The organism is Streptosporangium canum (assembly GCF_900113865.1).
GTDB classification, from domain to species: Bacteria; Actinomycetota; Actinomycetes; order Streptosporangiales; family Streptosporangiaceae; genus Streptosporangium; species Streptosporangium canum.
On the sequence record NZ_FOQY01000012.1, the window covers coordinates 143,216 to 168,363 of the forward strand.

A 25,148-nucleotide genomic window follows, 5' to 3' on the forward strand; every position below is an offset into this window, starting at 1 on the left:
CCGCGCATCCAAGAGGGGGAAGATCACAAGACGGGGAGGACGACGTGGCGACGGCGTTGATCGACGGGGATCCTCAGCGGCTGGGGAAGTACTGGCTGGCCGGCCGGCTCGGCGCGGGCGGTCAGGGGGTCGTCTACGAGGCCTACGGCGAGGACGGCCGCCGGGTGGCGGTCAAGGTGCTGCACGGGGACCCGGCGAGCGATCCGGAGCTGCGGGACCGGTTCGGCAAGGAGGCCGCGGCGGCGCAGCGGGTGGCCTCGTTCTGCACGGCGGGTGTGATCACGGCCGATCTGGACGGGGACAGGCCGTACATCGTCAGCGAGTACGTCGAGGGGATGAGCCTGCGCCAGGCGGTCGCCGGCGGTCGCAGGTTCGCCGGGGACGACCTGCACCGCCTGGGCACGGCGATCGCCACCGCGCTGACCGCGATCCACGACGCCGGGGTGATCCACCGGGACATGAAGCCGGACAACGTGCTGCTCGGCCCGGACGGTCCCCGGGTGATCGACTTCGGGGTGGCCCGCACGCTGGAGATGTCGCTGACCGCCACCGGACTGGTGACGGGCACGCCGACCTACATGGCGCCCGAGGTGTTCACCGGGCAGCGGGCCGGCACCCCGGCGGACGTGTTCGCCTGGGGCGGCATCATGCTGTTCGCCGCGACCGGCCAGGACCCGTTCGAGGGGGAGAGCCTGGGCGGGGTGATGCACCGGGTGCTGTCGTCGGATCCCGACCTGAGCGTGCTGCCCGGCTCGCTGCGCGGCCTGGTCGGCGCCGCACTGGACAAGGACCCGGCCGCCAGGCCGACAGCGAGGCAGCTGCTGCTCGCGCTGATCAGCGGCGACGGACGGCTGGACACGGTCCGGCTGCTCGCCGAGGGCAGCCGGGAGGGCGGCCGCGTCCACGTGGCCACCGACGACCCGGGGCTGGGCATCCTCGCGGAGGAGTCCTACGCGATGCTCGACCCCGCGGAGCGGGCACTGGCCCCCGAGGTGTTCCTGCGGCTGATCACCGTCGACGACGGCGGACTGCGGGCACGGCGGGCAGGGCGGGCCGAGTTCCCCGACGGGGCCCGGCGGCTGCTGGAGGTGTTCGCCTACCTGATCACCGGTGACGGCCGGGAGGTCTGGCTGACCAGGATCGCGCTGCTGCACGCCTGGCCCCGGCTGCGCGCGTGGGTGGAGGCCAACCGGGACGGCCTGGCCGCGCACCGGGAGGTCTGGACCGCTATGCGGCGTTGGGAGACCCGCGGGCGCAGGGACGCCGACCTGCTGCAGGGCCACAGCCTGCGGGCGGCCGTCCGGTGGGCCGCCACCGAGCGCCGCGACATCGTGCTCAGCCCGGCCGAACGCGACTTCCTCGACGAGGGGACGGCGCTTGCCCGGCGCCGGTCCAGGCGGGCCCGCCTGCTGACCGTCGCGCTGGCCGGACTGCTGGTCGTCGCGCTGGCCGCGGGGGCGCTCGCCGTACGGCAGAGCGGGGTCGCCGACGAGCGCAGCGCCACGATCGCGGTCCAGCACGACCGGTCCGAGGCCAGGCGGGTCGCGACGCTCGCCGACACCCTGCGGGTCACCGAGCCGGTGAAGGCGATGCTGCTCAGCGTGGCGTCCTGGCGGATCGCGCGGGTCCCGGAGGGCAGGGCGGCGCTGAGCGGCTCGCTGACCCAGCAGGAGACGGCGGCCTTCCAAGATCCGGCGACGGTCGCCCAGACCCTCAGGGCGCTCAGCCGCGACGGTCGCACGCTGGTCAGCGTCGGCGAGGATTCCGTACGGGTGTGGGACATGCGGACCGGCCGGAAGACCGGCGGTTTCACCGGCGTCGGGAAGAACGTGCGCGCCGTCGCGCTCAGCCCGAGCGGACGGACCCTCGCCGTGCTGGGCGGCGGAGGGGTGCGGGTCTGGGACGTGCGGACCGGCAGGGTGAGGGGTGCGCGCCTGCCCCTGCGCGTCCTGGAGATCGAGACGGTCCCGACCGGCCTCCTGTTCGGGCATGCCGAGGACCTCCTCGTCGTCACCCACGACGAGGAGCAGACGATCTGGAACCTCAGAACGGGAGAGAGGAGGAGACCGCCCGTCCACGTGCTCGACACCGCCCCGGACGGGCGGCACATCGTGGGTGACAGCCCGGCCCGGGAGATGGAGATCCGGGACCTCGCCGGCCCGGGGAAGATCTCGCTCGGCAGGGTCTGCGACGCCTGCGCGTTCAGCGGCACCTACAGCGCCGACGGGAAGCTCGTCGCGGTCACCAAGGGCAGCTCCGTCGAGGTCAAGGAGACCGCCACCGGCGGGACGGCCGCCGACACGCTCAGTGACGGCAGCCGCGGTGAGCTGCTCTTCAGCCCCGATGGGCGGCACCTGGCCTCGTATACCGGCAGTTCCATCACGATCTGGTCGGATTTCAACCTCGTCCCCGTCCTGGTCCGCAAGATCGACACGATCACGCCGTCACTCGCCTTCGACCCGGACGGGCGCACGGTCCGCTATCTCGACGAGAACACGGTCGTCACCCTCGACCTCGGCGCCCTGCTCAGACCCGTCCGGCTCAAAGGAGCGGACGGCGGGGCGGTGCTCAGCCCCGACGGCCGCCTGCTCGCCACCCGCCAGGAGGGGACCCACCGGGTCACGCTCTGGGACGTACGGCTCCGCAGGCCGGTCGGCGCGCCGCTGGACGTCGGCCGGGGTTCCTTCTTCCACCTGGCCTTCACCCCCGACGGCCGGAGGCTCGCCGTGAGCAGGCAGGGCGGCGGCGGGGGCGGCTCCATCATCGGGATCTGGGACACCTCGTCCCTCAAGCGGGTCGCCACCGTCTCCGCCAAGGGGCAGGGCGGGGTGACCGCGATGGCGTTCAGCCCGGACGGCACGGCGCTGGCCGCCTCCGTGGAGGAGACCGCCGCGACCTCGGACAGCGCCGTCCACCTGTGGGACCTGCCCGGTGGCAGACAGCGCTGGGTGCTCCGCCAGGATGCCGTGACCGGCCTCGCCTTCCATCCCGACGGCAGGTCCCTCGGGGTCGCCGGCGGCGAGAACAGGCTGGTGGACGTCGCCACCGGCAAGGCTGCCGGCCGCCCCTACGGCGCGCCGGGGCCCAACGTCCGGGTCGCCGGCCTGGCGTTCAGCAAGGACGGTTCCCGCATCGCGGTCGGCGCAGGCATCGGCTCCGGCGGCGATGTCGACGCGGGACGGCTCTCGGTCTGGGACACGGCCACGCGGAGCAGCCGGGGCGAGCAGCTCCGCGCGGGTACGGCCGGGGTCTTCCTGCTGGCCTACTCGCCCCGTGGTGACGTGGTCGCGGCCGTGGTGGACAACAAGAAGGTGCTGCTGTGGGACGTGAACTCCGGGAAGCGCCTGGGCCAGGCGATCGCCGTGCACACGGACCGCATCGAGTCACTGGCCTTCACCGCCGACGGCTCGCGGCTGCTCAGCGTCGACGCGACCGGCACGCTGGCCGAGCATGCCGTCGACCCCGACCAGGTGGCCTCGGCCGTCTGTGCCCGCGCGGGCAGGACGCTGACCGGGGCCGAGTGGCACGCCTACCTGCCGTCCCTGGCCTACCGGGACGTCTGCCCGCGGTGACGGTCAGAGACCGGGCAGGCGGCCGTTGCGGAACAGGTCGACGAAGAGCTGGTGGTCGGTCCTGGCCTGCGCGCCGTAGGCGTGGGCGAAGCCGACGAGCATGCCGGTGAAGCCGTCGGCGTCGCCGTCGATCACGGCCACGATCGCGTCCTCGGTGGAGAAGTCGACCAGGTCGTGGCTGGACTCGTCGTCGGCCACCGAGTGCATGCGGGCCACGGCCCGGCCGAGGTCGCCGATCACCGAGGCGAGCTCGTCCGGCTCGTTGACGTCGCCCCAGTCCAGGTCGGCGGAGTAGGGGGACACCTCGGCGACGAGCTGGCCGACGCCGTTCAGCGTGGTGTAGCCGAGCCAGGGGTCGGCGTAGGCCTGCAGGGCCCGCTGCGACTCGGCGGTGCGGTGGCCCTGGTGCTTGAAGTAGCCGTGCACCTTCTCGTCGGTGATGTGCCGGGCCACGGCCGGGACCTGGGCCTGCTTCATGTAGAGGATGACGTCGTTCTCCAGGGCCTGGGTGTGGCCCTCCAGCAGCATGTTGTAGGAGGGCAGTCCCGCCGAGCCGATGCCGACACCCGTGCGGAGCGCGAAGTCCTTGATCTTGTGCTCGATCTCGGAGACCGCGGGGAGAGTGGTCAGGTAGTCCTGGAAGGCCGCCTCGACCGTGTGCCGGGTCTCCTCGTCCACCGGGAAGCGGCCGTCCATGGCGGCGAACCTGCGGTCGAAGTTGTCGATCGTGGTCTCGATGTCCAGCAGCGCCACCCGGGTGTTCAGCCGGGCCACCTGGAGCACCCGGTGGAGCACGCCGGTGGTGGTCTCCAGGGTCAGCGAGCCGATCGCGTCGTCTCCGCCCTCCGAGATGGCGGTCAGCTCGGCGAGGTAGGCGTGGGCGAACCCGGACACCAGCTCGGTGATCACTCCGTCCGACAGGGCCTTGGCGTACCCGATGAGCGCGACGCTGGCCGCGAACCGCTTGAGGTCCCAGACGTAGGGCCCGACGTAGGCCTCGTCGAAGTCGTTGACGTTGAAGACCAGCACGCCCGAGGCGTTCATGTAGGTGCCGAAGTTCTCGGCGTGCAGGTCGCCGTGGATCCACACCCGGCCCGTCTGGCCGTCGAGGAAGGCGTCGTCGGCGAAGGCCCCGGTCATGTCCGCGTAGAAGAGGCTGGCGCTGCCCCGGTAGAAGGCGAACGGCGAGGCCGCCATCTTCCGGAACTTGCGCCGGAAGGCGGCGGGGTCGCGCTTGATGGAGTCACCGAACTCGGTGATCAGGACGTCGAGAATGTGCGCCGAGCGCCCATCGGTGGTCATGATGCGCACGTTAGAGGTAAAGACCGGAATTCCGCCAGCTGTGGGACGTCACGGATGTGGAACGCGCCAACGAAGAGAGATCGTCCGACGGCCGTGGGGGTGCCCTGACCTTCACAACCCCCATCGCCACCGGCCGGCGGGTCACACGGCGATCACCGGGAAGTCCTGCGGAGCGATCCCCGGCAGCTGCTTGCCGGTGAAATCCTCGCCCACGTCCGTGAAGATCTTCCAGGCCATGACGGCGGCGATGACGCCGTGAACGGAGGCGATCGCCATGGCGAGGCGCCGGCCGGTGATCTCGGCCCCGAGCCGCGCCCCCGGATGGAACGCCTTCAGGAGGCTCAGGGCCAGCATGAGGCAGACCTCTTTGACCACTATCGCGAAGGCGAGGTCGTGCGCCCGGTTGAGATGCCGGACCGCCTCCTGAAGACCGTGGGCCTTGGCCACCGCACGGTCGGCGAGCTGGATGCCCGCGGTGACGAAGTCGCGGAGCTTGCGGTCGGCGGCGTTCTTCGCGTCCCCTTCCCAGGCCCTGGCGAGGGCCTCCCGGCCCGTGGGGTCGCCGGCGCCGAAGATGACGCCGAGCCGCTCGGCCCTGTCCCGCCAGGCCGACATGACACGGTTGACGCTGTCGTCGTCGAAGGTCATCGCGGTCATCCAGACCACGCAGGCGATCGCGGCGTTCCAGCTCGTCGTGGAGGCCACCCTGAGCATCGCGTGGGTCCGCCCGCTCATCTTCTGCAGGCGGGCCAGCTCGGTGGAGCCCGGGCTCCACCTCTTCATGTCCTCTTTGAACGCCCGCGACAGTCCGGACGCCCCCACGGCGAGGCCCGCCGAGGCGACGCCCCCGACCACCAGCGCGCCCCCTTTCCATGACTGCCCTTCCGGCCGGTGGTCGGGGTGGAGCCGCCGCCTCATCTCGTCGGAGTAGACGTCGAGCCTGCCCGTCCGGCCGGCGCGTTCGAGCAGGGCCTGGATGGCGGCGTCCTCCGCCGTGACGTATCCCTCGGCGGTGGCGCGCATCCCCGAGGAGAGGCTCCGCGCCGACTCCGCCCCCCTGCCGACCCTGCGGTGGAAGTCTCCCTGGCCGAGGTTGTGGCGCAGCACGGCGGGGAGGCCGATGATTCCCAGTGCCCCGGCGGACAGCCCGGCGAAGTCCGTGCCGCCGAGGGAGCTCAGGTCGGTTTGAACCTCTTTCGCGTTCAGGCCGGCACGTCGGATCGCATCCTGGCTGACGGAGAGGAAGGCGTCTGTCATAGCGCCAATTTGTAACGCAGTTCCCGGCGGGCCTCCGGGAGCACCGAGGGTGTTATGGATTCGTATCGCAGGATTTATCAACCTGTTCACGTCGGAGGCGGTGCGGCGGGACCGCTCCCGGCGCCGGTACGGCGGGCAGGGGAGCCGGAGGCGGGTCCGGCGACCGGGGTCTCCGCCACGGCGCCGGTCACCCGCTAAGGATGCCGGCTGGAGACCGAGACGACCTCGCCCGTCATGTACGTGGAGTACTCGCTGGCCAGGAAGACGATCACATTGGCCACCTCCCACGGCTCCGCCGACCGGCCGAAGGCCTCGCGGGCGGTGAGCTCGGCGAGCAGCTCGTCACTGGTGACCTTGGCCAGGAAGGGGTGCATGGCCAGCGACGGGGCGACGGCGTTGACCCGGATGCCGTGCGGGGCGGCCTCGACGGCGGCGCACCTGGTCAGGGCCATCACCCCGGCCTTGGCGGCGGCGTAGTGGGCCTGGCCCTCCTGGGCCCGCCAGCCGATCACCGAGGAGTTGTTGACGATCACCCCCGAGCCCTGCGGGATCATCCGCCGCAGGGCGGCCCGGGTGCAGCGCATCGTGCCGGTGAGGGTCACGTCGAGCACCACGTCCCACTGCTCGTCGGTCATGTCGACGAGCCTGGCCGTACCGCCCAGGCCGGCGTTGTTGACCACCACGTCCAGCCGCCCGTGCGCCTGCTCCACGGCCTCGAACAGGGCCTGGACCTCCGTCTCGGAGGTCACGTCGCACGGCACCGCGAGCGGCTTGACGCCGGTCAGCTCGGCCAGCGCCTCGGCGGCCTCACCCAGCCGCCGCTCGTGCCGGTCGGAGACGACCACGGTCGCGCCCTCCTCGGCGCAGCGCCGGGCGGCGGCGTAGCCGATGCCCGCCCCGGCCGCCGCCGTCACCAGCGTGACCTTCCCGTCGAGCAGGCCGTGGGCGCGGGGGTAGGGGGGAGGTGTCGCCATCTGGGCTCCATTCTCGCGACGGCGTTCTCGCGGCGGCGGGACAGGCGGGCATGACCGTCTCAGCCCTTGGGCAGGCCCAGGGTGCGCTCGGCGATGATGTTGCGCTGGATCTCGCTGGACCCGGCGTAGATGGTGTCGGCGCGGCTGAACAGGTAGAGCCGCTGCAGGTCGTTCAGCTCGTACGGCGGGCCGTCGGCGACCAGGCCCTCCCGGCCCTGGACGGCCTGGGCCAGCTCGCCCAGCCGCCGGTGCCACTCCGACCAGTAGAGCTTGCCGATCGACACCTCCGGACCCGGTTCGCCGGCCGACAGCGAGGTCATGGTGCGCAGCGCGTTCAGCCGCATGATCTGCAGCTCCAGCCACGACTGGACCAGCCGGTCGCGCAGCACCGGGTCCTGGGCGGCCCCGGTCCGTCTCGCGGTCTCCACGACCATGGCGTACTCCCGCTGGAAGCCGATCTGCTGGCCGAGGGTGGAGGCGCCGCGCTCGTAGCCGAGGGTGGCCATGGCGACCCGCCAGCCCTCGCCGGGAGGGCCCAGGACGTTGGCGGCGGCGGTGCGGGCGCCGTCGAAGAAGACCTCGTTGAACTCGCTGGTGCCGGTCATCTGGACGATGGGCCGGACCTCGACGCCCGGCTGGTCCATCGGGACCAGGAGGTAGGACAGGCCCCGGTGCCGTTGCGAGCCGGGCTCGGTCCGGGCGATCACGAAGCACCAGTCGGCCACGTGGGCCAGCGAGGTCCACACCTTCTGGCCGGTGATCACCCATTCGCCGTCCTGGAGGCGCGCGCGGGTCTGGACGCCGGCCAGGTCGGAGCCCGCGCCGGGTTCGGAGTAGCCCTGGCACCACAGCTCCTCGCCCCGCCGGATGGGGGGCAGGAAGCGCCGCCGCTGCTCCTCGGTGCCGTGGTCGATGACGGTCGGCCCGATCAGCCCCTCGCCGATGTGCCCGACCCTGGCCGGAGCCGCCGCGCGGGCGTACTCCTCGTGGAAGGCGACCTGGTCCTCCAGCGTCGCCTCCCGCCCGCCGTACTCCTTGGGCCAGCCCAGGCACGTCCAGCCGGCCTCGCCGAGCCGCCGCTCCCAGGCCAGGCGGATGTCGTGGCCCTCGTGCTCGCGGCCCGGCCCGCCCAGCCCCCGGGCGGCGGAGAACTCGCCGCTCAGGTGCTCGGCCAGCCAGGAGCGGATCTCCTCGCGCAGGGTCATGCGTGGAACCGGCCGTAGCCGCCCCGGAAGAACAGCAGCGGACCGCCGTCGCCGTGGACGCCGAGCTGGTGGACCCGTGCGACGACGATGACGTGGTCGCCCGCCGGGTGCTCCGCCTCGATCGAGCAGTCGATCCAGGCCAGCGCCTCGTGGATCACCGGGTTGCCGCCGGGGGACTCGGTCCAGTGCAGGTCGGCGAACTTGTCGCCGCCCCTGCTCGCGAGCGCGGCGCAGACCGGCTCCTGGTGTTCGGCGAGCACGTTGACGGTCTGGGTCTTGGCGGCGCGCAGGCGCGGCCAGCTCGTGCTGGTGTGCGCCACGCAGAAGGCCACCAGGGGCGGGTCCAGCGAGACCGAGGTGAAGGAGTTGGCGGCCAGGCCGCATGGCTCGCCGCTTTCGGGGTCGACGGCGGTGATGGCGACGACGCCGGTGGCGAAGTGGCCGAGCACGGAGCGGAACCACTTGCCGTCCACGGCCTGGACGTGGTTCTCGGATCCGTCGGACAGGCCCTGGGGAAGGCCACTGTGCATGGCGACTCCGTTGGAGATGATGCCGTGCCCGTCGCGGGTGACGCGCAGGTGACCGTCCGGCTCCAGCAGCCGGGCCGCATGGGTGCTCATGGTCGCACTCGCCTCCTCGCTCGCGCCAGGTCGGCCCCCGAGGGAAGTTCGGCGGCGGACGGTGGTTCCCACCGTCTCGCTTCATATTACCAAGCGCTTGCTTGGATGACAGGGGAGCGCCGGAAAAAGTGACGGATCACCCGCTCCATTGACACCCGGGACCCGCCCCGCCTAGCCTTTGGCCAAGCGCTTGCTTGTATTCAGGGGGTGCGCGTGCGCGGTTTCCGGGACCGTACGGCTGTCGCGGGGGTCGGATACACGCGGCTGTCCAAGAACTCCGGGGTCAGCACGCTGACCCTGGCCTGCGAGGCCGTCCTGGCCGCCCTGGAGGACGCCGGCCTGACCGCCGACGACGTGGACGGCATCGCCACCCACCGGGTCGGCGACTCCGCCGCCCCCTCGGTGGTCGGCCCCGCGCTCGGCATCCACCGGCCGAGCTGGTACCTGGACCAGTTCGGCGGCGGCAGCGTCTCGCACGCGGTGGTCGGGCAGGCCGCGCTCGCGGTCGCGGCGGGGATGGCCGAGACGGTCGTCTGCTACCGGGCGATCAACGCGCGTTCGGAGTTCCGGATGGGCGGGACGGGCCGGGGCCTGCCGGCCGGCCCGGAGGTGCAGTACCAGGCGCCCTACGGCTACTTCGCGCCGCCGCAGCAGTACGCGATGTTCGCCCGCGCCCACATGGCGAGGTACGGCACGCGGCCCGAGCACTTCGGCCGGCTCGCGGTCACGCAGCGGGCCAACGCGGTGAAGAACCCCCGCGCGCTCATGCGCACCCCGATCACCCTGGACGACTACTTCGACAGCCGGTGGATCGCGGAGCCGTTCCGGCTGCTCGACTGCTGCCTGGAGACCGACGGGGCCTGCGCGCTCGTCATCACCCGCGCGGACAGGGCCCGGGACCTGAGACGGCCGCCGGTGCTGATCTCCGCGGCGGCGTGGGGCGGCGGTGACTCCTTCATGTCCGGCGGCGGCGCGGACACCACGGTGACCGCCGCGGCCGAGCTGGCCCCCCGCCTCTACCGGCAGGCGGGCGTCGGCCCCGCCGAGATCGACGTGGCCGAGATCTACGACTGCTTCACCTACTCGGTGATCGTGCAGCTGGAGGACTACGGGTTCTGCGCCAAGGGCGAGGGCGGGCCGTACGTCGCCTCCGGCGCCACCGAGCCCGGCGGCGAGCTGCCGGTCAACACGCACGGCGGGTTCCTCTCCGAGGGATACGTGCACGGCGTCAACCACATCGCCGAGGCCGTCTCGCAACTGCGCGGCGACGCCGGTGACAGGCAGGTCGACGGCGCCGAGGTGGCCCTGTCCACCGCCCAGCCCGGCTACATCCTGCCCGCCACCTCGGCCCTGATCCTCCGGAAGGGGTGAGCATGCGCCCGGTGACCGATCGCGACTCGGCGGAATGGTGGGAGCGGGTCGCCCGGCACGAGTTCGTCGTCCAGCGCTGCGACTCCTGCGGCACGCTGCGGTTCCCGGCCCGGGCCTACTGCCACCGCTGCCGGACCTGCCGGTGGCACTGGCAGCCGATCGGCCCCACCGGCCGCGTCGAGAGCTGGATCGTCAGCCACCAGCCCTTCCTCGCCGGGGTGACCGAGCCCTACGTCGTGGTGACGGTACGGCTGGCGGACGCGCCCGAATGCGTGATGTACGGCAACTGGGAGCGGCGGGAGCCGCCGGTCGCGGGCCAGGCCGTCCGGGCGGTCTTCACCGTCGTCGACGAGGAGCTCTCCCTGATCAACTGGCGGCCGCTGGAGTGACGCGGCCCCGGCGGGCCCGTGCCCCGGCGCCTGCGCGCCCTGAGCCGTGCGGACGGTCCCGCGTTCGGGCTGTTCCGTGTTCCGGCGGGTCCGTGTCCTGACGAGAGCGTGTTCCGGCGGGTCCGTGTTCTGACGAGAGCGTGCCCTGACGGGTCCGTGCCCTGGCGGGCGTGGGGGACCCGCCAGGGCACGTTCCGCCCCGGCGCGGCGGTGTGAGGACCCCGGCGAGGGTTGGGGTCCTGGCACCGGCTAGTCGCGCACGGAGTCGGTGGGGGGAGAGGCGTGGGCCTGGGGACCCGTCCTCTCCCCGGAGGGGCCGTCGCCGGCCGCCGGTCCGCGGTGGTGCCGTGAGATGAGGCGTGCCGCCCCGGCCGGGTCGTCGGCGGGGTGGACCGTCTCCCGGCCGTTCTCGCTCCACACGAAAAGGCCGCTCTTGCACCACACGGTCAGATCGGTCAGCACCGACAGCACGGACATGCCGTTCCCGTCGCTCTGGTAGGTGTGGGTGAATCCCTGGCGATGCAACGCGTAGCGCAGTAAACGTGTTGCCTCACAGGGGTCGCGCCAGGGCAGATATGGCGTGTCCGTGCGGACCGACAGCACCGGTCTTCACCTCCTACCGACCTTTCGATGGATTTGTACCAACGATTGGATAATGCGGCTCGCGGGAGGTTGGGTCAAGGGGCTGTTCCCCGCTAGAACCAGATCGTCTAGTTTTGTTGGCACAAAGGGGACTAAATGGCACGGTCAACGCTGTATCAGTTGGTGGCCTCCGAGCTTCGGAGAACCATCTACTCCGGTGCGCTCGGGCCGGGAGATCAGCTGCCGACCGAGGCGGAACTCATGCTGTCGCACCAGGTCAGCCGGAACACCGTGCGGCTCGCCCTCGGCGAGCTGGTCAACGAGGGCCTGGTCACCCGCACCCCGCGCCGGGGGACCGTGGTCAGGGAGCGCCGCCCGCTGCTCATCCACCCCCAGCGCGAGCTCCGGCCGCAGCGGGAGACCAGGGAGGCGTTCGCCTGGGCGGTCTCCCAGGAGGGCCGCGCCCCCAGCCAGGAGATCGAGGTCGCGATCGTCCAGCCGGTCGAGGAGATCGCCAGCAGGCTGGAGCTGCCCGACGAGGAGCTCGCCGTGGTCCGCCGCCGGCTGCGGTTCGTGGACGGCCAGCCGTACAACACCAACGACTCCTACTTCCCCCTGGCGCTGGTCGCCGACTCCGAGATCGCCCGCCCCGGCGACATCACGCGCGGCGCCAACAGGGTGCTGGAGGAGCTCGGCCATCCCCAGGTCCGGGTGGTCGACGACATCTGGGCCCGGATGCCCACCAGCTCGGAGACCGAGCGGCTCCAGCTCCAGTCGGGAACCCCCGTGGTCGTCTACGTCCGGGTCGGATACGACGAGAGCGACACCCCCGTACGCGTCGCGGTGTCGGTCCTCCCCGCCGACAAGCACCTGATCAGATACGAGCTGGAAAGCCGTTGACGTCCCCGTGGCCGCCCTGACGGGGCGGCCCCGTTCACGTCCGCGCCGCGGGCGGCCATCGGGTCGCACCCGCCGGACGGGCAGGCACGGCCTCTTCCCTCGCCCCGCCTCAGACCCCTAGGCGCCCCGCCTAGCCCGGCATGGATACCGTGCGCCACCGTTCGGCCACGCTCCGTGTCAACTCGCGCACCCAGTGCAACGAAGGGATGAACCATGCACTCGAACACCGTCAACCCCACCACGCGCCGGCTCACGCTGCGCGCCGCCACCGCCGCCGACCTCCCGGGAGTGCTCGCGCTCCTCGCCGAGACGGCCGGCTGGCTGAACGGCCGCGGCGTGCGGCAGTGGCCCGCCGGAGGCTTCCCCGCCGAGCGCATCGCCCCGCTGATCGAGGAGGGGACCATGTATCTGCTGGACGGCGAGGAGGGGCCCGCCGCCACCCTCGCCCTGGACGGTCAGGCCGACCCCGAGTTCTGGGCGGCCGGAGACGACCCGGGCTCGGCGCTCTACGTCCACAAACTGGCCGTGGCGCGCGCCCACTCCGGCCGGGGCCTGGGGGAGGCGCTGCTCGACTGGGCGGGCCTGCGGGTGCTGGGGATGGGCAGGAGATGGCTCCGGCTTGACTGCTCCAAGGACAACACGCGGCTGCAGGACTACTATCGGGACCAGCGTTTCGCCCACCTCCGCACGGTCGATCTGCCGCACCGTGCCTCGGGGGCGCTGTTCCAGCGGGCCGGTGGCCTGCGGGGCGGCGCTCTCGGCGCCGCGATGCCCTTCGTGGACTGGCGTGGATCTTCGGTACGGCAGCATGTCTGAACCACGGCGATCCTGGGACAAAGTCATCCGATAGCCTCACCCCATGACCGGATCCTTGCTTGAGGTGATCGCGCTCGACGTGCGTGACGCCGTCGCGGCGGAAGAAGGCGGCGCCGACCGCCTGGAGATCGTCGTCGACATGGCGTCCGACGGGCTCACCCCGGCGGTGGAGACGGTCGCGGCGATCTCCAAGGAGTGCGCGCTGCCGCAGATGGTGATGCTGCGCGGCGAGGCCTCGTTCCTGGCCACGCCCGAGTCGCTGGAGGGCCTGCGGCGTGACGCCAGGGCCCTCTCCGAGGCGGGCGCGGCCGGGTTCGTGTTCGGCTTCCTCGACTCCGCCGGAGTGGTCGACCTGGCCGCCACCGAGGCGCTCATCCACGCCGTCGCCCCGCTGCCCTGGACCTTCCACCGGGCCGTCGACCACGCGGCCGACATCCAGGCGGGCTGGCGGGCCGTCCGGCTGCTGCCCAACCTCGCCACCGTGCTCACCTCCGGCTCGCCCGACGGGGTGGGCGACGGCCTGCCGCTGCTCAAGACCCGCTGCGAGGCCGGCGACGGCCCGCTGATCATGGCGGGCGGCGGGCTCAGGCCGGGTCACGTCCCGGCGCTGCTGGAGTACGGCGTGCGGGCCTTCCACGTCGGCAGCGCGGTGCGGCACTCGTGGTCCGACCCGATCGACGCGCGCCTGGTCCGCCAGTGGCGGGCCCTGATCGACTGACGCGTACGGGGGACCCGCCGGTCACGCCTTCCCCAGGGCCAGGTCGGCGCGGCGGAGGGCGGCGGCCATCGTCCGGACCGTGGCGGGCTCGTCCATCACGCCGCCGGCCGCCTCGCGCCGCTCCTCCCAGGCGCGCACCCGCCGCGCGTACTCCTCGTAGCGCGACAGGTGGAAGTGGTAGACCGCGGCGTAACGGCTGACCAGGTGTGAGGGGTGCATGTCCCAGCCCTGGTAGAAGCCGTTGCTCAGGGAGTGCCTGACCAGCTCCGCGTGCCGCCGCCACAGCTCCCGCACGGCGTGCCCGTCGCCGGAGGCGGGCGAGGCGGCCAGCGAGCCGTCCGACAGCTCCACCCCGGTCCCGGCGAACGCCGTCCGCATGACGTGCCGGGCGTGGTCGCAGACCGGATGGTCCAGCCGCTGCTCGTGCGGGGGCAGGGAGCAGCTCGCCGTGTAGTCGAAGACGCCGAAGTGCGCGGCGGCCAGCCTGCCCCCGAGCGAGGCGGCCAGGGAGGGGGCGAGGAACAGCACCGTCTGGGGGGCCTCCACCTGCATCTCGAAGCGGAGCGTGCCGCCGGCGAGGCCGAGCCCTCCCTCCAGCGCCTCCAGGCAGTCGGCGAACTGGCCGAGATAGGCCCTCATCAGGACCTTGGGGAAGGTGACCACGAACCCCGCGGGCAGGTGCCCGGCCCGCTCCATCACCCCGGTCAGGAACCCGTCCAGCGTCCGGACGCTCCGGGCCGGATCGCCGTCGGCGAACGACTTCACCCGCAGGCCCCAGCGGCGGGGGAGCGTCCCGTCCGCGTGCAGGGCGGCGACGGCCGCCGCGGCCCGGACGGCGTGGCCGTCCTCCTCGCCGGGGCGCAGGCCGTAGCCGTCCTCGAAGTCCACCCGCAGGTCCTCGACCGGCTCCGTGGCGAGCTTCGCGGCGACCTTCTCGTGCACGGCCCCCGCCAGCCGCTCGTCCATGCCGAAGAACCTCGCCATGTCCTCGGCGGGCAGGTGCCGCCCGAACAGCTCCAGCGCCGCCCCTCCCCACTCCGCCACCGTCCCCGCGCCGAACCGGTCGGCCGGCACGTAGACGGTGTGCACCGGCTGCCACCGCGGCGCCGCCGCCGGATAGGCCGCCGACTGCTCGCGGTGGGTCTCCCCGAAGCCGGGGATCAGGGCCAGCGGGTCGGTGAGCGTGACGCGCATCGGGTGCTCCTCATGGAGGATCGGCGGCCGGAGGCGGTGGGCGGGCCGGCGGGGCGTGCCGTCCGGAGGGGCGGAGGGGCGTGCTGTCCGGAGGGGCGGCGGGCCGGAGGCGGTGGGCGGGTCAGCGGCCGGAGGCGGCGAGCATGGCGGCGAGGCCGAGGAGCTTGACGCGTTCGCCGCGGCCCAGGGTCCTGGCCAGGGCCGCCTCGGCCGCCTCGATGGCCAGCCAGTGCCGGTAGGTGATGGGCGAGACGCCCCGGGACGCGAGGACGGCGTCCAGGTCCGCGCGCCGTACCGGCTCGCGGCCGGCGAGGTCGGCCAGGAGGGTGCGGACCGTCTCGGCGGCGTCGGACTTGTTGGTGCCGATCACACCGGTCGGGCCGCGCTTGAGCCAGCCCGCCACGTACTCGCGGTCACGGACCCGGCCGGCCTCGTTCGGCACGGTCATGGTGGCGTCGGAGAAGGGGACGCCGGGCAGCGGCACGCTCTGGTAGCCGACCGAGCGCAGGACCATGCCGACCGGAAGGGTCTCGAACTCGCCGGTGCCCACGACGCGGCCCTCCACCAGCCGGGTGCGTTCGAGCCTGAGCGCCTCCACCCGGCTCTCGCCGAGGATCTCCACCGGGCGCATCCAGAACCGTACGTCCAGCCGTCTGGGGCGGCCCACGGGGCCGCGGGCGGCCCAGCTCTGCAGCACCTCGACGTTCCCCCGGATCTGCCGCGACGCCTCCGTGACGTCCGCCACCGCCTCCTCGGGCCGCACGCACACGTCCGCGTTGGTCAGCTCGCCCAGCTCCCGCAGCTCCTTCAGGGTGAACTTGGCGTGCTCGGGCCCCCGGCGGCCGATCATGTGGATGGCCTTGACCTGGCTGCCGGCCAGCCGGGTCAGCACCTCCTCCGGCACGTCCGTGGCGCGCAGCTCCTCGGCGGTCTTGGCCAGGACGCGCACCACGTCGACCGCCACGTTGCCCACGCCGATCACCGCGACCTCCGGGCTGTCGAGGACGAAGCGGTCGGCGGGAGTGTCGGGGTGGCCGCAGTACCAGTTCACGAAGTCGGTGGCCGCCACGCTGCCGGGCAGGTCCTCGCCGGGGATGCCCATCCGCCGGTCCACCATCGCGCCGGTGCAGTAGACCACGGCGTCGTAGCAGTCCAGCAGGTCGGTGACGCCGACGTCCTTGCCGAGCTCGACACCGCCCAGGAACCGCACGGCCGGCAGCTCCAGCACCCGGCGCAGGTATTGCGCGATCGACTTGATCGAGGTGTGGTCGGGGGCCACGCCGTAGCGCACCAGGCCGTAGGGGGTGGGCAGCCGCTCGATCACGTCCACCTCGACGGATCCGGGGGCCTGCTTCGTCAACGCCTCGGCCGTGTAGACCCCGGCAGGTCCCGACCCGACAATCGCGACTCGCAGTGACACGTCGCCTCCTAGGGCGCTGGCTGTCGTGAACGCGATTCTGTATCAACGGGGCCCGCCCTGCCAGCCTCGACAGGCCGAGATGATCCAGATGATCCGCGTGACCGGTGCGTGCCCCCGTTCCCGGCGGGGGATTCCAGGCTGCGCCGGATATATCCGTCGTACCCACTCGTGGCGGTTATCCCGTGGTGTCCCGCCCTCCGAGGCCGCTCCCGTCCCGCGTCTCCTGTCCCGCGTCAGGCCTCCCGCGCCCGCAGGACCCGCTTGGACCCGCCCGCCCGCGCCCGCAGGACCCGCTTGGTCCTGCTCGCTCGCGCGCAGGAGCCGCTTGGACCTGCCGGCTGACGCCGGTCACCTCTCCGCGGCCGCCCGCGCGCGCAGGACCCGCTTGTCCGTCTTCCCGTTCGCGTTGGCGGGCAGGCCGTCCACCACGATCACCCGCCGGGGCACCTTGTAGTTGGACATGTTCTCCCGGGCCCAGGCGAGGATCCTCTCCGGATCGACGGCGGCGCCCGGCCGGGGGACCACGAACGCCCACCCGGCCTCGCCCGACCTCTCGTCCGGCATCCCGACCACCGCGGCCTGGGCCAGCGAGCCCTCCCGCAGCAGCAGCCCCTCCACCTCGGCGGGGGAGACGTTGAACCCGCCGACGATGAACAGCTCCTTCTTGCGGTCCACGACCGCGAGGTTGCCGCCGGCGTCGAAGGTGCCGATGTCGCCGGTGTGGAGCCAGCCGTCCCTGATCACCTCGGCCGTCCTGTCCGGGTCGTTCCAGTAGCCGCGCATGACCCCGTAGCCCCGCATGACGATCTCCCCGCGCTCTCCGGCCGGCACCTCCGCGCCGTGGTCGTCGACGATCCTGACCTCGATGCCCGGCACCGGGCGGCCCGTGCTCGTGGCGACGACCTCGACGGGGTCCTCCGCCCTGGTCATGGAGACGACCGTGCCCTCCATCAGCCCATAGGCGTTGATCATGCGTTCCAGGCCGGTCCGCTCCAGCAGCCTGCGGATGAGCTCGGCGGGCACCGAGGCCGCGCCGCAGATCGCCACGCGGAGCGAGTGCTCCCCGACGTCGCCCTCCAGCAGCCGGTGGAACAGCGTCGGCGGACCGGCCAGGACCGTGATCCGCCTGTCGTGGATCAGCTCCGCCAGCAGCTCCGGGCCGAACACCGGGATCGGCATCATCGTGGCCCGGCGCATCACCGAGGCCAGCAGCCCGGCGTTGAGCCCGAAGCCGTGCGCGAACGGCGCGACGATCGGATAGCGGTCGCCTGGGCGGAGGGTGACGATCTCCGCCCAGTCCCAGTAGCCCCGCAGCGTGTGGCCGTGCTCCAACATGACGCCCTTGGGGGTCCCCGTGCTGCCGGAGGTGGACATGATCTCGCACAGGTCGTCCGGCCGTACGGCCAGCGCCCGCTCCTCCGCCTCGGCGTGGCCGACCCGGGACCCGGCCGAGAGCATCCGCGAGCGCCGCACCGTCCCCGGCCGCTCCAGCCCGTCGGGCACGACCGAGCACCGCAGCTCCGGCAGGCCCTCGAAGGGCCGATCCGCCGCGGGGCCGCCCGCCGCGCCGGCCAGCAGATCGGTGAAGACCGTGCCGTCCGGGCCGTGGCCGGTGATCAGCACGCTCGCCCCGGTCCTGCCGAGCGTCGCGGCGGCCTCCATGCCCTTGTAGCGCGCCGACAGCGGGACGAGCACCGCCCCGGCGTCCCAGACGCCGAACGCGCCCACCACCCAGTCCGGGTCGTTCAGGCCCCAGATCGCGACCCGGTCCCCGGGCCGCACGCCCAAGGCGATCAGGCCGCGGGCGACGGCGCCGGCCCGGTCGCGCAGCCCGGCGAGCGACAGCCGTACCCCGCCGCCGGCCACCACGACGTCGGAGGGGTGGCCGGCGGCCCGGTCGCGGAGCATCCGGGGGATCGTCCCCCAGTCGGGTACTTCCATGGCTGTCGCGCCTCCGGAGGGGGTCAGCGGGCGATGGCCGTACGGTCCCTGCCCAGGTGGTGGCCGCGCGCGTCGTTCACCACGCCCCGGAGGGCGGTCTCCGACGCCTGCGGGGAGATCTCGACGTCGATCGTGATCGGGGTGAGCGCCTGGAGCGCCTGCCGGACGCGCGCCTTCCACATGGGGTTGCCGACGAGGCTCTCCCGGTTGAACGTCACGGTCAGGGTCGCGGCGTCGAGCGTGCCCTGCCGTGACACGCCCAGCTCCCAGCCGGAGACGCCGTCGATCTTGCCGAGCGCCCTCTCGATCCGGTTCAGCGACAGCCACACCCCGCGGACCAGCACGTGGTCGCCGACGGTGTGCTCGGGCGCGGGGACCGCGTCCCCGGCGGCCAGCCGGACGACCTGTCCGGTGCGGAGCGTCGCGCCGGCCACCGGGTCGGCGACGACCACCTCGGCCAGGCCGGCGGCGTACGGAGGGACCAGCGACTCGTCCTTCTCCAGCGAGGCCAGGCCGACCGATCCCGGATCGAACAGGGTGAGCGGAGCCGGCTCCGAGGACCGCCAGCCCAGCGGCACCGCGGTGAACGGCGAGCAGTAGACCTCCGTCACCTCCGCCTCGAACTCGGCCGCCAGGTGCGGCATCGTCCGCCGTGAGGCGATCTCCCCGGTCAGGATGATGTGCCGCAGGCCCAGGTCGAGCGGGTCGAGCAGGAACTCCAGGTGCAGCCGGGCCAGCAGGTCCATGGCCCCGGTCGGCGTGATCACCAGGGTGGTCGCCCTCAGGGAGTCCAGCGCGTGGTGCAGCCGGAGCCGGCCGCGCGGCCCGACGGAGGCCGCCGCCCGGGCCACCTCGGCGGCGGCCTGGGCCCACTGCGCGCCCGCGAGCTCGCCGTCCCCGGACAGCGCCACCACCACCCGGTCCGTCGCGCCCACCCCCGCCGCCTCCAGCGCGGCGGCGTACGCCCCGGCCCGCTCGGCGTGGCCGCCCGCCGCGGCCACGCTGTCGGCGTCCGCCGAGACCAGCAGCAGGCCGGTCGCGGTACGGCCCGCCGAGGCGAGGTCGCTCCGGGTCCGCCACGCCGCCGCGTTCCCGTCCGCCGCCCCGTCGCCCCGGTCGCGGATCCGGGTCTGGGCCGGACCGGCCGTCATTTCGCCACCTCGGCCATGAACAGCCTCATCGACGCGCAGACCTGCTCGTGGGCGAGGCCGCCGACCTGGGCCTGGAGGATCAGGTCGGTGGCCCCGGCCTCGGCGATGCGGGCCGCCGCCTTGCGCGAGCCCTCCACGTCGTCCACCACGACCATGTGGTGCTCGCGGAGGGTGGCCATGGCCTCCTCCGGGGGCATCCCGGCCGCGAGCTGGCCGAGGACCTTGTGGGTGGCGTGCCGGGCGTCGTAGTAGCCGGGCGGGGTGACCAGGTTGACCTGGCGCCGGATGTACCACAGCACCGGGTCGGCGGCGATCTCGAACGCCTGCTCGCGGGTCTCCGCGACGTACCAGGGGATCATCAGCGCGACCCGGCGGCTGTCGGGGTCGAATCCGTTGTCGGCCAGGCACCGCCGGTACGCGGCGATGTCCTCGGCGACGTCGTCGATGCCCTTGAGCATCGTCATGCCGAGCAGGTTGTAGCCGTGCTTGGCGGCGGCCAGGTATCCCTCCAGGGAGGTCGACGCCACCCACACGGGAGGGTGCGGCACCTGCGCGGGGCGCGGGTAGACGGCGACGTCGGGGATCTCGAAGAACTCGTTGGACCGGCTGATCGGCTCGCCGTCGGCCTGCCAGATGGCGAGGGTCGCCTCCAGGGAGTCCTCCCAGATCTGCCGGGACTTCTCGAACGGCTTCTGGAAGGCCTGGTACTCCAGCGGGGAGGCGCCGCGGCCCGTGCCGAACTCCACCCGGCCGCCGGAGAGGACGTCGAGGGTCGCGACCCGCTCGGCCGTGCGGATGGGGGACTGGAACGGCAGCAGCACCACGCCGAGGCCCAGGTGGATGCGCTCGGTGCGCTGGGATATCGCGGCCAGGACCAGATCGGGCGCCGAGGAGTGGGAGAAGCCGCGGGTGAAGTGGTGCTCGACGAACCACGCGGTGTCGAACCCCAGCCGGTCGCCGAGGGTCACCTGCTCGATCACGTTCTGGAACGCCTGCTGTTCGACCTCGCGGGAGCGCCCGCGGACCTCCAGCTCATATCCCAGGCTGATCCGTAGGGACGTCATCCACGCCTCCGTTGTGTCACATCCGGTCCCCGGTCACGAGCCCTTCACTTAACCAAGCGCTCGCTTGGCGAGATTACCAGCCTGGTGGGACGGCAACAAGCCGCCCCCGTCCGGTGAAGCTCGGCGGGCCGGCGGCGTGGGTCAGGCGGGTGCGGTGCGCGTGCGAAGGGCCGGGCGCCGGGTCAGAGACCGGCGGCGAGGGCCAGGCGGGTGCGGTGCGCGTGCGGGGGGCCGAAGAGCTGGGCGTCGGCGGTGGCGCGCTTGAAGTGGCGATGGGCCGAGTGCTCCCAGGTGACGCCGGTGCCGCCGTGGATCTGGATGTTCTCGCCCGCGGCGGTCAGGTAGGCCTCGGTGCAGTAGGAGCCGGCGATGGCCGCCTGGACGGGGAGGTCCTCCGCCGGGGCCCGGGCGGCCGCCAGCGCGGCGGAGCGCGCGGACTCGGCCAGCAGGAGCAGGTCGGCGAGCTTGTGCTTGACGGCCTGGAAGGAGCCGATCGGGCGGCCGAACTGGTGGCGTTGTTTCGCGTGGGCCACAGCCGTCTCCAGGCAGCGGGCGGCGCCGCCGGCCTGCTCGGCGGCGAGGCCGGTGACGCCCAGGTCCCGGACCCGGCCGCAGGCCGTGCCGTCGCCCACCCGCACGACCGGGACGGCGTCGAAGGCGAACGCGGCGAGCGGGCGGGTCTGGTCCAGGGGCGCGTGCGGGGTGCGGGACGAGGGGACGGCCTCGACCAGCTCGCCGTCGACGAAGGCCAGCACCACCTCGGCGTCCAGCGCGTAGCGGGCGGTCCCGGTGAGCTTCCCGTCACTCAAGGTTAGATCGGCGTCATCGGGGAAGAGCACGGTTGCGGTGATGGAACCGTCGGCGATGCCCGGCAGCAGTCTGGCCATGGCGGACGGGTCCCCGGCGGCCTTGATCGCCTCTGCGGCCAGCACCACGGTTGACAGATAGGGGTAGGGCGAGAGCGCGCGGCCCAGCTCCTCACACACGACGGCGACCTCCGCCGTTCCGCACCCGGCTCCGCCGTACTCCTCGGGGACGGCCAGGCCCGCCACGCCCAGCTCGGCGGCGAAGCGGCTCCAGGGTGCTCCGGGGCGCTCGGTGAGGAAGGAGCGGACGGCCTCGCGGAGGTCGCGCTGCTCTTCGGTCAGGCTCACCCGGACAGCATAACCAAGCGGTTGCTTGTTAGACTACATTTGGCACATTTTGTGCATCCTTGCAGGTCACATATGCTTCACATGGCCACAAGCGAATGCAGATCGGAGGGATCGGTGGCTTCCGTTGACCAGAACCACACGTTGGACCAGAACTACACGGCCACTTTTCTCGCCGACGACCGCCAGGAGCGGGCGATCGTGCTCCACATGGTGCTCTCGTTCGTCGGCGGGATGCTGCTCGGCGCCCTCGGGGCCGTGCTCGCCGACGGTCCGGACCTGCTGTACGCGATCTACGAACCCTACGTCTACGTGCTGTTCGTCGTCATCGTGGGACGCACCGCCGCGAGCCTCGGCTGGGCGGCGCTGACCAGCCTGCTGGCCACCCTCGGCCCGATAATCTCGCTGCTGGCCGCCTCGATCTTCAAGTCGGGCGGCGAGTTCCTGAGCCTCGGCAGCAACGGCGCGACGCTGAACTTCACGCTTCTCACCCTCGCCTCCTTCGGCCTGCTGTCCTACTTCACCAAGCGCGACGACCTCTGGGGCGACGCCGCGGGCGGTGTGCTCGTCGGGCTCGTCGCCGTCGACGGCATGGACAAGGCGCTGCCCGCCGGCGCGGAGCACGTCGCCGGATTCTGGCCGGGAAGCGTCCTGGTCGTGACCGCCCTCGCGATGGCGGTGCTGTTCTCGCTGCGGCGGGGGAAGGGCCGGCTCCGCTCGGCGCTGGTGGCGCTGATCATCGGTTGCTCCTACTTCGTGTTCGCCGTCGGCATCTAATGGCAGACAACCGGCTTGCGCGAGTCGATAGCCTGTAGCCATCGATCCCTGCTAGCTAGGAGTAGCCGTGCTGCTGCGCATGTCGTCGTTGTTTCTTCGAACGCTGAGGGACGACCCGGCAGACGCGGAAGTCCCGAGCCACAAGTTGCTCGTCCGCGCCGGTTATGTCCGTCGTGTCGCACCCGGCGTCTACTCTTGGCTGCCGCTCGGCAAGATGGTTCTGGAGAACGTCACGCGCATCGTGCGTGAGGAGATGGACCGCATGGGCGGACAGGAGGTGCTCTTCCCCGCCCTCCTGCCCCGGGAGTACTACGAGACCACCGGCCGCTGGACGGAGTACGGCGACCTGCTCTTCCGCCTCAAGGACCGCAAGGGCTCCGACTACCTCCTCGGCCCCACCCACGAGGAGATGTTCACCGACATGGTCAAGGGAGAATACTCCTCCTACAAGGACTATCCGGTGACGCTCTACCAGATCCAGACGAAGTACCGCGACGAGGCCCGCCCCCGGGCCGGCATCCTGCGCGGCCGCGAGTTCGTCATGAAGGACTCCTACTCCTTCGATCTGGACGACGACGGTCTCAAGCGCTCCTACGAGCAGCACCGCGAGACCTACATCAGGACCTTCGACCGCCTCGGCATCAGCTACAAGATCTGCTTCGCCACCTCCGGTGCGATGGGCGGCTCCGCCTCCGAGGAGTTCCTCGCGCCCGCCGAGACGGGCGAGGACACCTTCGTCGCCTGCCACCAGTGCGGCTACGCGGCCAACGCGGAGGCGGTCACCACCCCCGCCCCCGCCGCGATCACCGGTGAGCGGCCCGCCCTGCGGGTCCTCGACACCCCCGACACCCCGACCATCGAGTCGCTGGTCGACCACGTCAACGAGCACCACGGCCTGGGCATCACCGCCGCAGAGACGCTCAAGAACATCGTGGTCAAGGTCACCACCCCCGGCTCCGGCAAGTCCGAGACGCTGATCGTCGGCGTGCCGGGCGACCGCGAGGTCGACCTCAAGCGGCTGGAGGCCTCCCTGGCCCCCGGCGAGCCCGCCATCTTCGAGGCCGAGGACTTCGCCAGGCACCCCGGCCTGGTCCGCGGCTACATCGGCCCGCAGGTGCTCAAGGACCTCGGCATCCGCTACCTCGTCGACCCCCGCGTGGTCGACGGCAGCGCCTGGGTCACGGGCGCCAACGAGCCCGGCAAGCACGCCGCCGGCGTGGTCGCCGGCCGCGACTTCACCCCCGACGGCACGATCGAGGCCGCCGAGGTCCGCGCGGGCGACGCCTGCCCGGTCTGCGGCTCCGGCCTGTCCATCGACCGGGGCATCGAGATCGGCCACATCTTCCAGCTCGGCCGCAAGTACGCCGACGCCGCGAAGCTGGACGCCCTCGGCCCCGACGGCAAGCCGATCCGCGTCACCATGGGCTCCTACGGCGTCGGCGTCTCCCGCGCCGTGGCCGTGCTGGCCGAGCAGCGGCACGACGAGCTCGGCCTGGTCTGGCCGCGTGAGGTCGCTCCGGTGGACGTCCACGTCGTGGGCACCGGCAAGGACGGTCAGATCGAGGCCGCGAGCCGGCTGGCCGAAGACCTTCAGGCCCGCGGCCTGCGCGTCCTGGTGGACGACCGCGCCGGGGTCTCCCCGGGGGTGAAGTTCAAGGACGCCGAGCTGCTCGGCATGCCCACGATCCTGATCATCGGCCGAGGGCTCGCCCAGGGTGTCGCCGAGCTGCGCGACCGCGTCACCGGCGTCAAGGAGGAGATCCCGCTCGACGAGGCCGCCGACCGGGTCGTGGCCGCCTGCCGCGCCTGATCCGCCGGCCCGCGGCCGTGCGCGCCGCGGGCCGCCGGGGCCCGCGCGCGTTTCCGCCGGCTGCCGTACGGGCAGGTCAGCCAGTGGGGATGAGCGAACGGGGGCCCCATGGCACAGGGTTTCGACGCGTCCGCGTACGGGCGGGCCATCGCTGACGTCTACGACGACATCTATGACACGACCATGGCGGACGCCTCCACGGAGTCCGCGGTGGACCGGCTGCACGAGCTGGCCGGGGGAGGGCCCGTCCTGGAGTTCGGCGTCGGCACCGGCCGGCTGGCCCTGCCCCTGGCGGCACGGGGGCTGACCGTCGCGGGCGTCGAGGGCTCCACGGAGATGGTGGAGGTCCTGCGCGCCAAGCCCGGAGGCGACCGCATCCCGGTGACGGTGGGCGACTTCGCCGGGACCCGGGTCGAGGGCGAGTTCGCCCTCGTCGTGCTGGCCATCAACACGATCTTCGCGCTGCCCTCGCAAGATGCCCAGGTCGCCTGCTTCCGCAACGCGGCGGCCCACCTGCGGCCGGGTGGCCGGTTCGTGGTCGAGGCGTGGGTACCCGATCTGGCGGCGTTCCGGAACGGGACGGCGCTGCGCCTGCTGTCGTTGCGCGAGGACAGGGTCTTCGCGGAGGCGGCACGGCTGTCCCCGGCCGACCAGATGATGTACACGACCAAGGTCAACCTGACCTCCGGCGGTCTGCGGCTCCTGCCCGCCAACCACCGCTACGCCTGGCCCGCCGAGCTCGACCTGATGGCGCGCCTGGCGGGCATGGAGCGCGAACACCGATGGGCCGACTGGCGCGGCGCCCCCTTCACCGACGACAGCCGGGCGCACGTGTCGGTCTACCGCCGCTGACCCGCCCGCCGGGGCCTTCGCGCCCCACCTCTCCGACCCTGACCGCCGCGCTTCTCACCGACGACCCGGCCGCCGAGCCTCT

The 25,148-nt window shown here is 72.6% G+C and carries 21 protein-coding genes; 9 read left to right on the forward strand and 12 right to left on the reverse strand.

All coding sequences use genetic code 11. The features are described from left to right. The first annotated feature begins 44 nt into the window (after window positions 1-44). Window positions 45-3,572, forward strand: coding sequence for a serine/threonine-protein kinase (locus BM085_RS19580; RefSeq protein ID WP_093888392.1), 3,528 nt, complete (start codon window positions 45-47; stop codon window positions 3,570-3,572). Between the two features lie 3 nt (window positions 3,573-3,575). Here BM085_RS19580 and BM085_RS19585 read toward each other — a convergent pair whose 3' ends face one another. From BM085_RS19585 to BM085_RS19605, 5 genes are all read right to left on the reverse strand, one after another. Then, window positions 3,576-4,874 carry a DUF2252 domain-containing protein gene (locus tag BM085_RS19585; protein ID WP_093888488.1) on the reverse strand — a complete coding sequence of 433 codons (1,299 nt, stop codon included), beginning with the start codon at window positions 4,872-4,874 and terminating at the stop codon, window positions 3,576-3,578. A gap of 141 nt (window positions 4,875-5,015) precedes the next feature. Continuing rightward, the gene (locus BM085_RS19590; protein WP_093888393.1) at window positions 5,016-6,131 is read right to left on the reverse strand and encodes a hypothetical protein; all 1,116 of its coding nucleotides are present in this window, start codon (window positions 6,129-6,131) and stop codon (window positions 5,016-5,018) included. A 194-nt stretch (window positions 6,132-6,325) separates the two neighbouring features. Next, window positions 6,326-7,105 carry an SDR family oxidoreductase gene (locus tag BM085_RS19595; RefSeq protein WP_093888394.1) on the reverse strand — a complete coding sequence of 260 codons (780 nt, stop codon included), beginning with the start codon at window positions 7,103-7,105 and terminating at the stop codon, window positions 6,326-6,328. 59 nt (window positions 7,106-7,164) lie between these two features. Beyond that, window positions 7,165-8,310, reverse strand: a complete 1,146-nt coding sequence (locus tag BM085_RS19600) for an acyl-CoA dehydrogenase family protein (RefSeq protein WP_093888395.1) — start codon at window positions 8,308-8,310, stop codon at window positions 7,165-7,167. Beyond that, the gene (locus BM085_RS19605) at window positions 8,307-8,930 is read right to left on the reverse strand and encodes a flavin reductase family protein (protein WP_093888396.1); all 624 of its coding nucleotides are present in this window, start codon (window positions 8,928-8,930) and stop codon (window positions 8,307-8,309) included. The genes BM085_RS19600 and BM085_RS19605 overlap by 4 nt, the downstream gene beginning before the upstream one ends. A 213-nt stretch (window positions 8,931-9,143) precedes the next feature. Here BM085_RS19605 and BM085_RS19610 point away from each other — a divergent pair, with 213 nt between their 5' ends. Together BM085_RS19610 and BM085_RS19615 are read left to right on the forward strand one after the other, a co-directional pair. Further along, complete coding sequence (locus BM085_RS19610) at window positions 9,144-10,301, forward strand: thiolase C-terminal domain-containing protein (protein ID WP_093888489.1); 1,158 nt, start codon at window positions 9,144-9,146, stop codon at window positions 10,299-10,301. A 2-nt stretch (window positions 10,302-10,303) separates the two neighbouring features. After that, a complete protein-coding gene (locus BM085_RS19615) occupies window positions 10,304-10,690 on the forward strand; it encodes a Zn-ribbon domain-containing OB-fold protein (protein ID WP_093888397.1) in 387 nt (128 codons plus the stop codon). 249 nt (window positions 10,691-10,939) lie between these two features. Here the strand turns inward: BM085_RS19615 and BM085_RS19620 are convergent, their stop codons facing one another. Next, a complete protein-coding gene (locus BM085_RS19620; RefSeq protein WP_093888398.1) occupies window positions 10,940-11,215 on the reverse strand; it encodes a hypothetical protein in 276 nt (91 codons plus the stop codon). A gap of 213 nt (window positions 11,216-11,428) precedes the next feature. Here BM085_RS19620 and BM085_RS19625 point away from each other — a divergent pair, with 213 nt between their 5' ends. The 3 genes from BM085_RS19625 (at window position 11,429) to BM085_RS19635 (ending at window position 13,706) form a co-directional block, all read left to right on the forward strand. Further along, the gene (locus tag BM085_RS19625; protein ID WP_093888399.1) at window positions 11,429-12,172 is read left to right on the forward strand and encodes a GntR family transcriptional regulator; all 744 of its coding nucleotides are present in this window, start codon (window positions 11,429-11,431) and stop codon (window positions 12,170-12,172) included. A gap of 213 nt (window positions 12,173-12,385) precedes the next feature. Continuing rightward, window positions 12,386-12,988 (forward strand): GNAT family N-acetyltransferase, encoded by a 603-nt coding sequence (locus BM085_RS19630; RefSeq protein WP_093888400.1) that lies wholly within the window; start codon window positions 12,386-12,388, stop codon window positions 12,986-12,988. Window positions 12,989-13,031: 43 nt separating this feature from the next. Beyond that, on the forward strand, window positions 13,032-13,706 hold the full coding sequence (locus tag BM085_RS19635; RefSeq protein ID WP_093888401.1) for a copper homeostasis protein CutC: 675 nt from the start codon (window positions 13,032-13,034) through the stop codon (window positions 13,704-13,706). A gap of 21 nt (window positions 13,707-13,727) precedes the next feature. Here BM085_RS19635 and BM085_RS19640 read toward each other — a convergent pair whose 3' ends face one another. From BM085_RS19640 to BM085_RS19665, 6 genes are all read right to left on the reverse strand, one after another. Continuing rightward, window positions 13,728-14,900 carry a DUF6986 family protein gene (locus tag BM085_RS19640; RefSeq protein ID WP_093888402.1) on the reverse strand — a complete coding sequence of 391 codons (1,173 nt, stop codon included), beginning with the start codon at window positions 14,898-14,900 and terminating at the stop codon, window positions 13,728-13,730. A gap of 121 nt (window positions 14,901-15,021) precedes the next feature. Then, window positions 15,022-16,320 carry an FAD-dependent oxidoreductase gene (locus BM085_RS19645; protein WP_093888403.1) on the reverse strand — a complete coding sequence of 433 codons (1,299 nt, stop codon included), beginning with the start codon at window positions 16,318-16,320 and terminating at the stop codon, window positions 15,022-15,024. A 348-nt stretch (window positions 16,321-16,668) separates the two neighbouring features. Beyond that, window positions 16,669-18,261: an AMP-binding protein gene (locus BM085_RS19650; protein WP_093888404.1), complete on the reverse strand. Its 1,593-nt coding sequence runs from the start codon at window positions 18,259-18,261 to the stop codon at window positions 16,669-16,671. A gap of 23 nt (window positions 18,262-18,284) precedes the next feature. Beyond that, complete coding sequence (locus BM085_RS19655) at window positions 18,285-19,412, reverse strand: class I adenylate-forming enzyme family protein (protein WP_093888405.1); 1,128 nt, start codon at window positions 19,410-19,412, stop codon at window positions 18,285-18,287. Beyond that, on the reverse strand, window positions 19,409-20,476 hold the full coding sequence (locus BM085_RS19660; RefSeq protein ID WP_093888406.1) for an LLM class flavin-dependent oxidoreductase: 1,068 nt from the start codon (window positions 20,474-20,476) through the stop codon (window positions 19,409-19,411). Before BM085_RS19660 ends, BM085_RS19655 begins: the two co-directional genes overlap by 4 nt. A gap of 182 nt (window positions 20,477-20,658) precedes the next feature. Beyond that, entirely contained in the window at window positions 20,659-21,630 is a 972-nt protein-coding gene (locus BM085_RS19665) for an acyl-CoA dehydrogenase family protein (RefSeq protein ID WP_093888407.1), read from the reverse strand. A gap of 114 nt (window positions 21,631-21,744) precedes the next feature. Here BM085_RS19665 and BM085_RS19670 point away from each other — a divergent pair, with 114 nt between their 5' ends. The 3 genes from BM085_RS19670 to BM085_RS19680 all read left to right on the forward strand — a co-directional run bounded on the left by BM085_RS19670 (window position 21,745) and on the right by BM085_RS19680 (window position 25,066). After that, window positions 21,745-22,404 (forward strand): hypothetical protein, encoded by a 660-nt coding sequence (locus tag BM085_RS19670; protein WP_143120987.1) that lies wholly within the window; start codon window positions 21,745-21,747, stop codon window positions 22,402-22,404. Window positions 22,405-22,471: 67 nt separating this feature from the next. After that, complete coding sequence (locus tag BM085_RS19675) at window positions 22,472-24,214, forward strand: proline--tRNA ligase (RefSeq protein ID WP_093888409.1); 1,743 nt, start codon at window positions 22,472-22,474, stop codon at window positions 24,212-24,214. 108 nt (window positions 24,215-24,322) lie between these two features. Further along, entirely contained in the window at window positions 24,323-25,066 is a 744-nt protein-coding gene (locus BM085_RS19680) for a class I SAM-dependent DNA methyltransferase (RefSeq protein ID WP_093888410.1), read from the forward strand. Window positions 25,067-25,148 lie beyond the last annotated feature (82 nt).

What these genes read in the sequence shown, in the direction of transcription:
- BM085_RS19590 (WP_093888393.1), bottom strand. Translation starts at nt 6,131, where the DNA reads ATGACAGACGCCTTCCTCTCCGTCAGCCAGGATGCGATCCGACGTGCC.
- BM085_RS19600 (WP_093888395.1), bottom strand. Translation starts at nt 8,310, where the DNA reads ATGACCCTGCGCGAGGAGATCCGCTCCTGGCTGGCCGAGCACCTGAGC.
- BM085_RS19630 (WP_093888400.1), top strand. Translation starts at nt 12,386, where the DNA reads ATGCACTCGAACACCGTCAACCCCACCACGCGCCGGCTCACGCTGCGC.
- BM085_RS19585 (WP_093888488.1), bottom strand. Translation starts at nt 4,874, where the DNA reads ATGACCACCGATGGGCGCTCGGCGCACATTCTCGACGTCCTGATCACC.
- BM085_RS19655 (WP_093888405.1), bottom strand. Translation starts at nt 19,412, where the DNA reads ATGACGGCCGGTCCGGCCCAGACCCGGATCCGCGACCGGGGCGACGGG.
- BM085_RS19650 (WP_093888404.1), bottom strand. Translation starts at nt 18,261, where the DNA reads ATGGAAGTACCCGACTGGGGGACGATCCCCCGGATGCTCCGCGACCGG.
- BM085_RS19680 (WP_093888410.1), top strand. Translation starts at nt 24,323, where the DNA reads ATGGCACAGGGTTTCGACGCGTCCGCGTACGGGCGGGCCATCGCTGAC.
- BM085_RS19660 (WP_093888406.1), bottom strand. Translation starts at nt 20,476, where the DNA reads ATGACGTCCCTACGGATCAGCCTGGGATATGAGCTGGAGGTCCGCGGG.
- BM085_RS19615 (WP_093888397.1), top strand. Translation starts at nt 10,304, where the DNA reads ATGCGCCCGGTGACCGATCGCGACTCGGCGGAATGGTGGGAGCGGGTC.
- BM085_RS19640 (WP_093888402.1), bottom strand. Translation starts at nt 14,900, where the DNA reads ATGCGCGTCACGCTCACCGACCCGCTGGCCCTGATCCCCGGCTTCGGG.
- BM085_RS19635 (WP_093888401.1), top strand. Translation starts at nt 13,032, where the DNA reads ATGACCGGATCCTTGCTTGAGGTGATCGCGCTCGACGTGCGTGACGCC.
- BM085_RS19605 (WP_093888396.1), bottom strand. Translation starts at nt 8,930, where the DNA reads ATGAGCACCCATGCGGCCCGGCTGCTGGAGCCGGACGGTCACCTGCGC.
- BM085_RS19595 (WP_093888394.1), bottom strand. Translation starts at nt 7,105, where the DNA reads ATGGCGACACCTCCCCCCTACCCCCGCGCCCACGGCCTGCTCGACGGG.
- BM085_RS19625 (WP_093888399.1), top strand. Translation starts at nt 11,429, where the DNA reads ATGGCACGGTCAACGCTGTATCAGTTGGTGGCCTCCGAGCTTCGGAGA.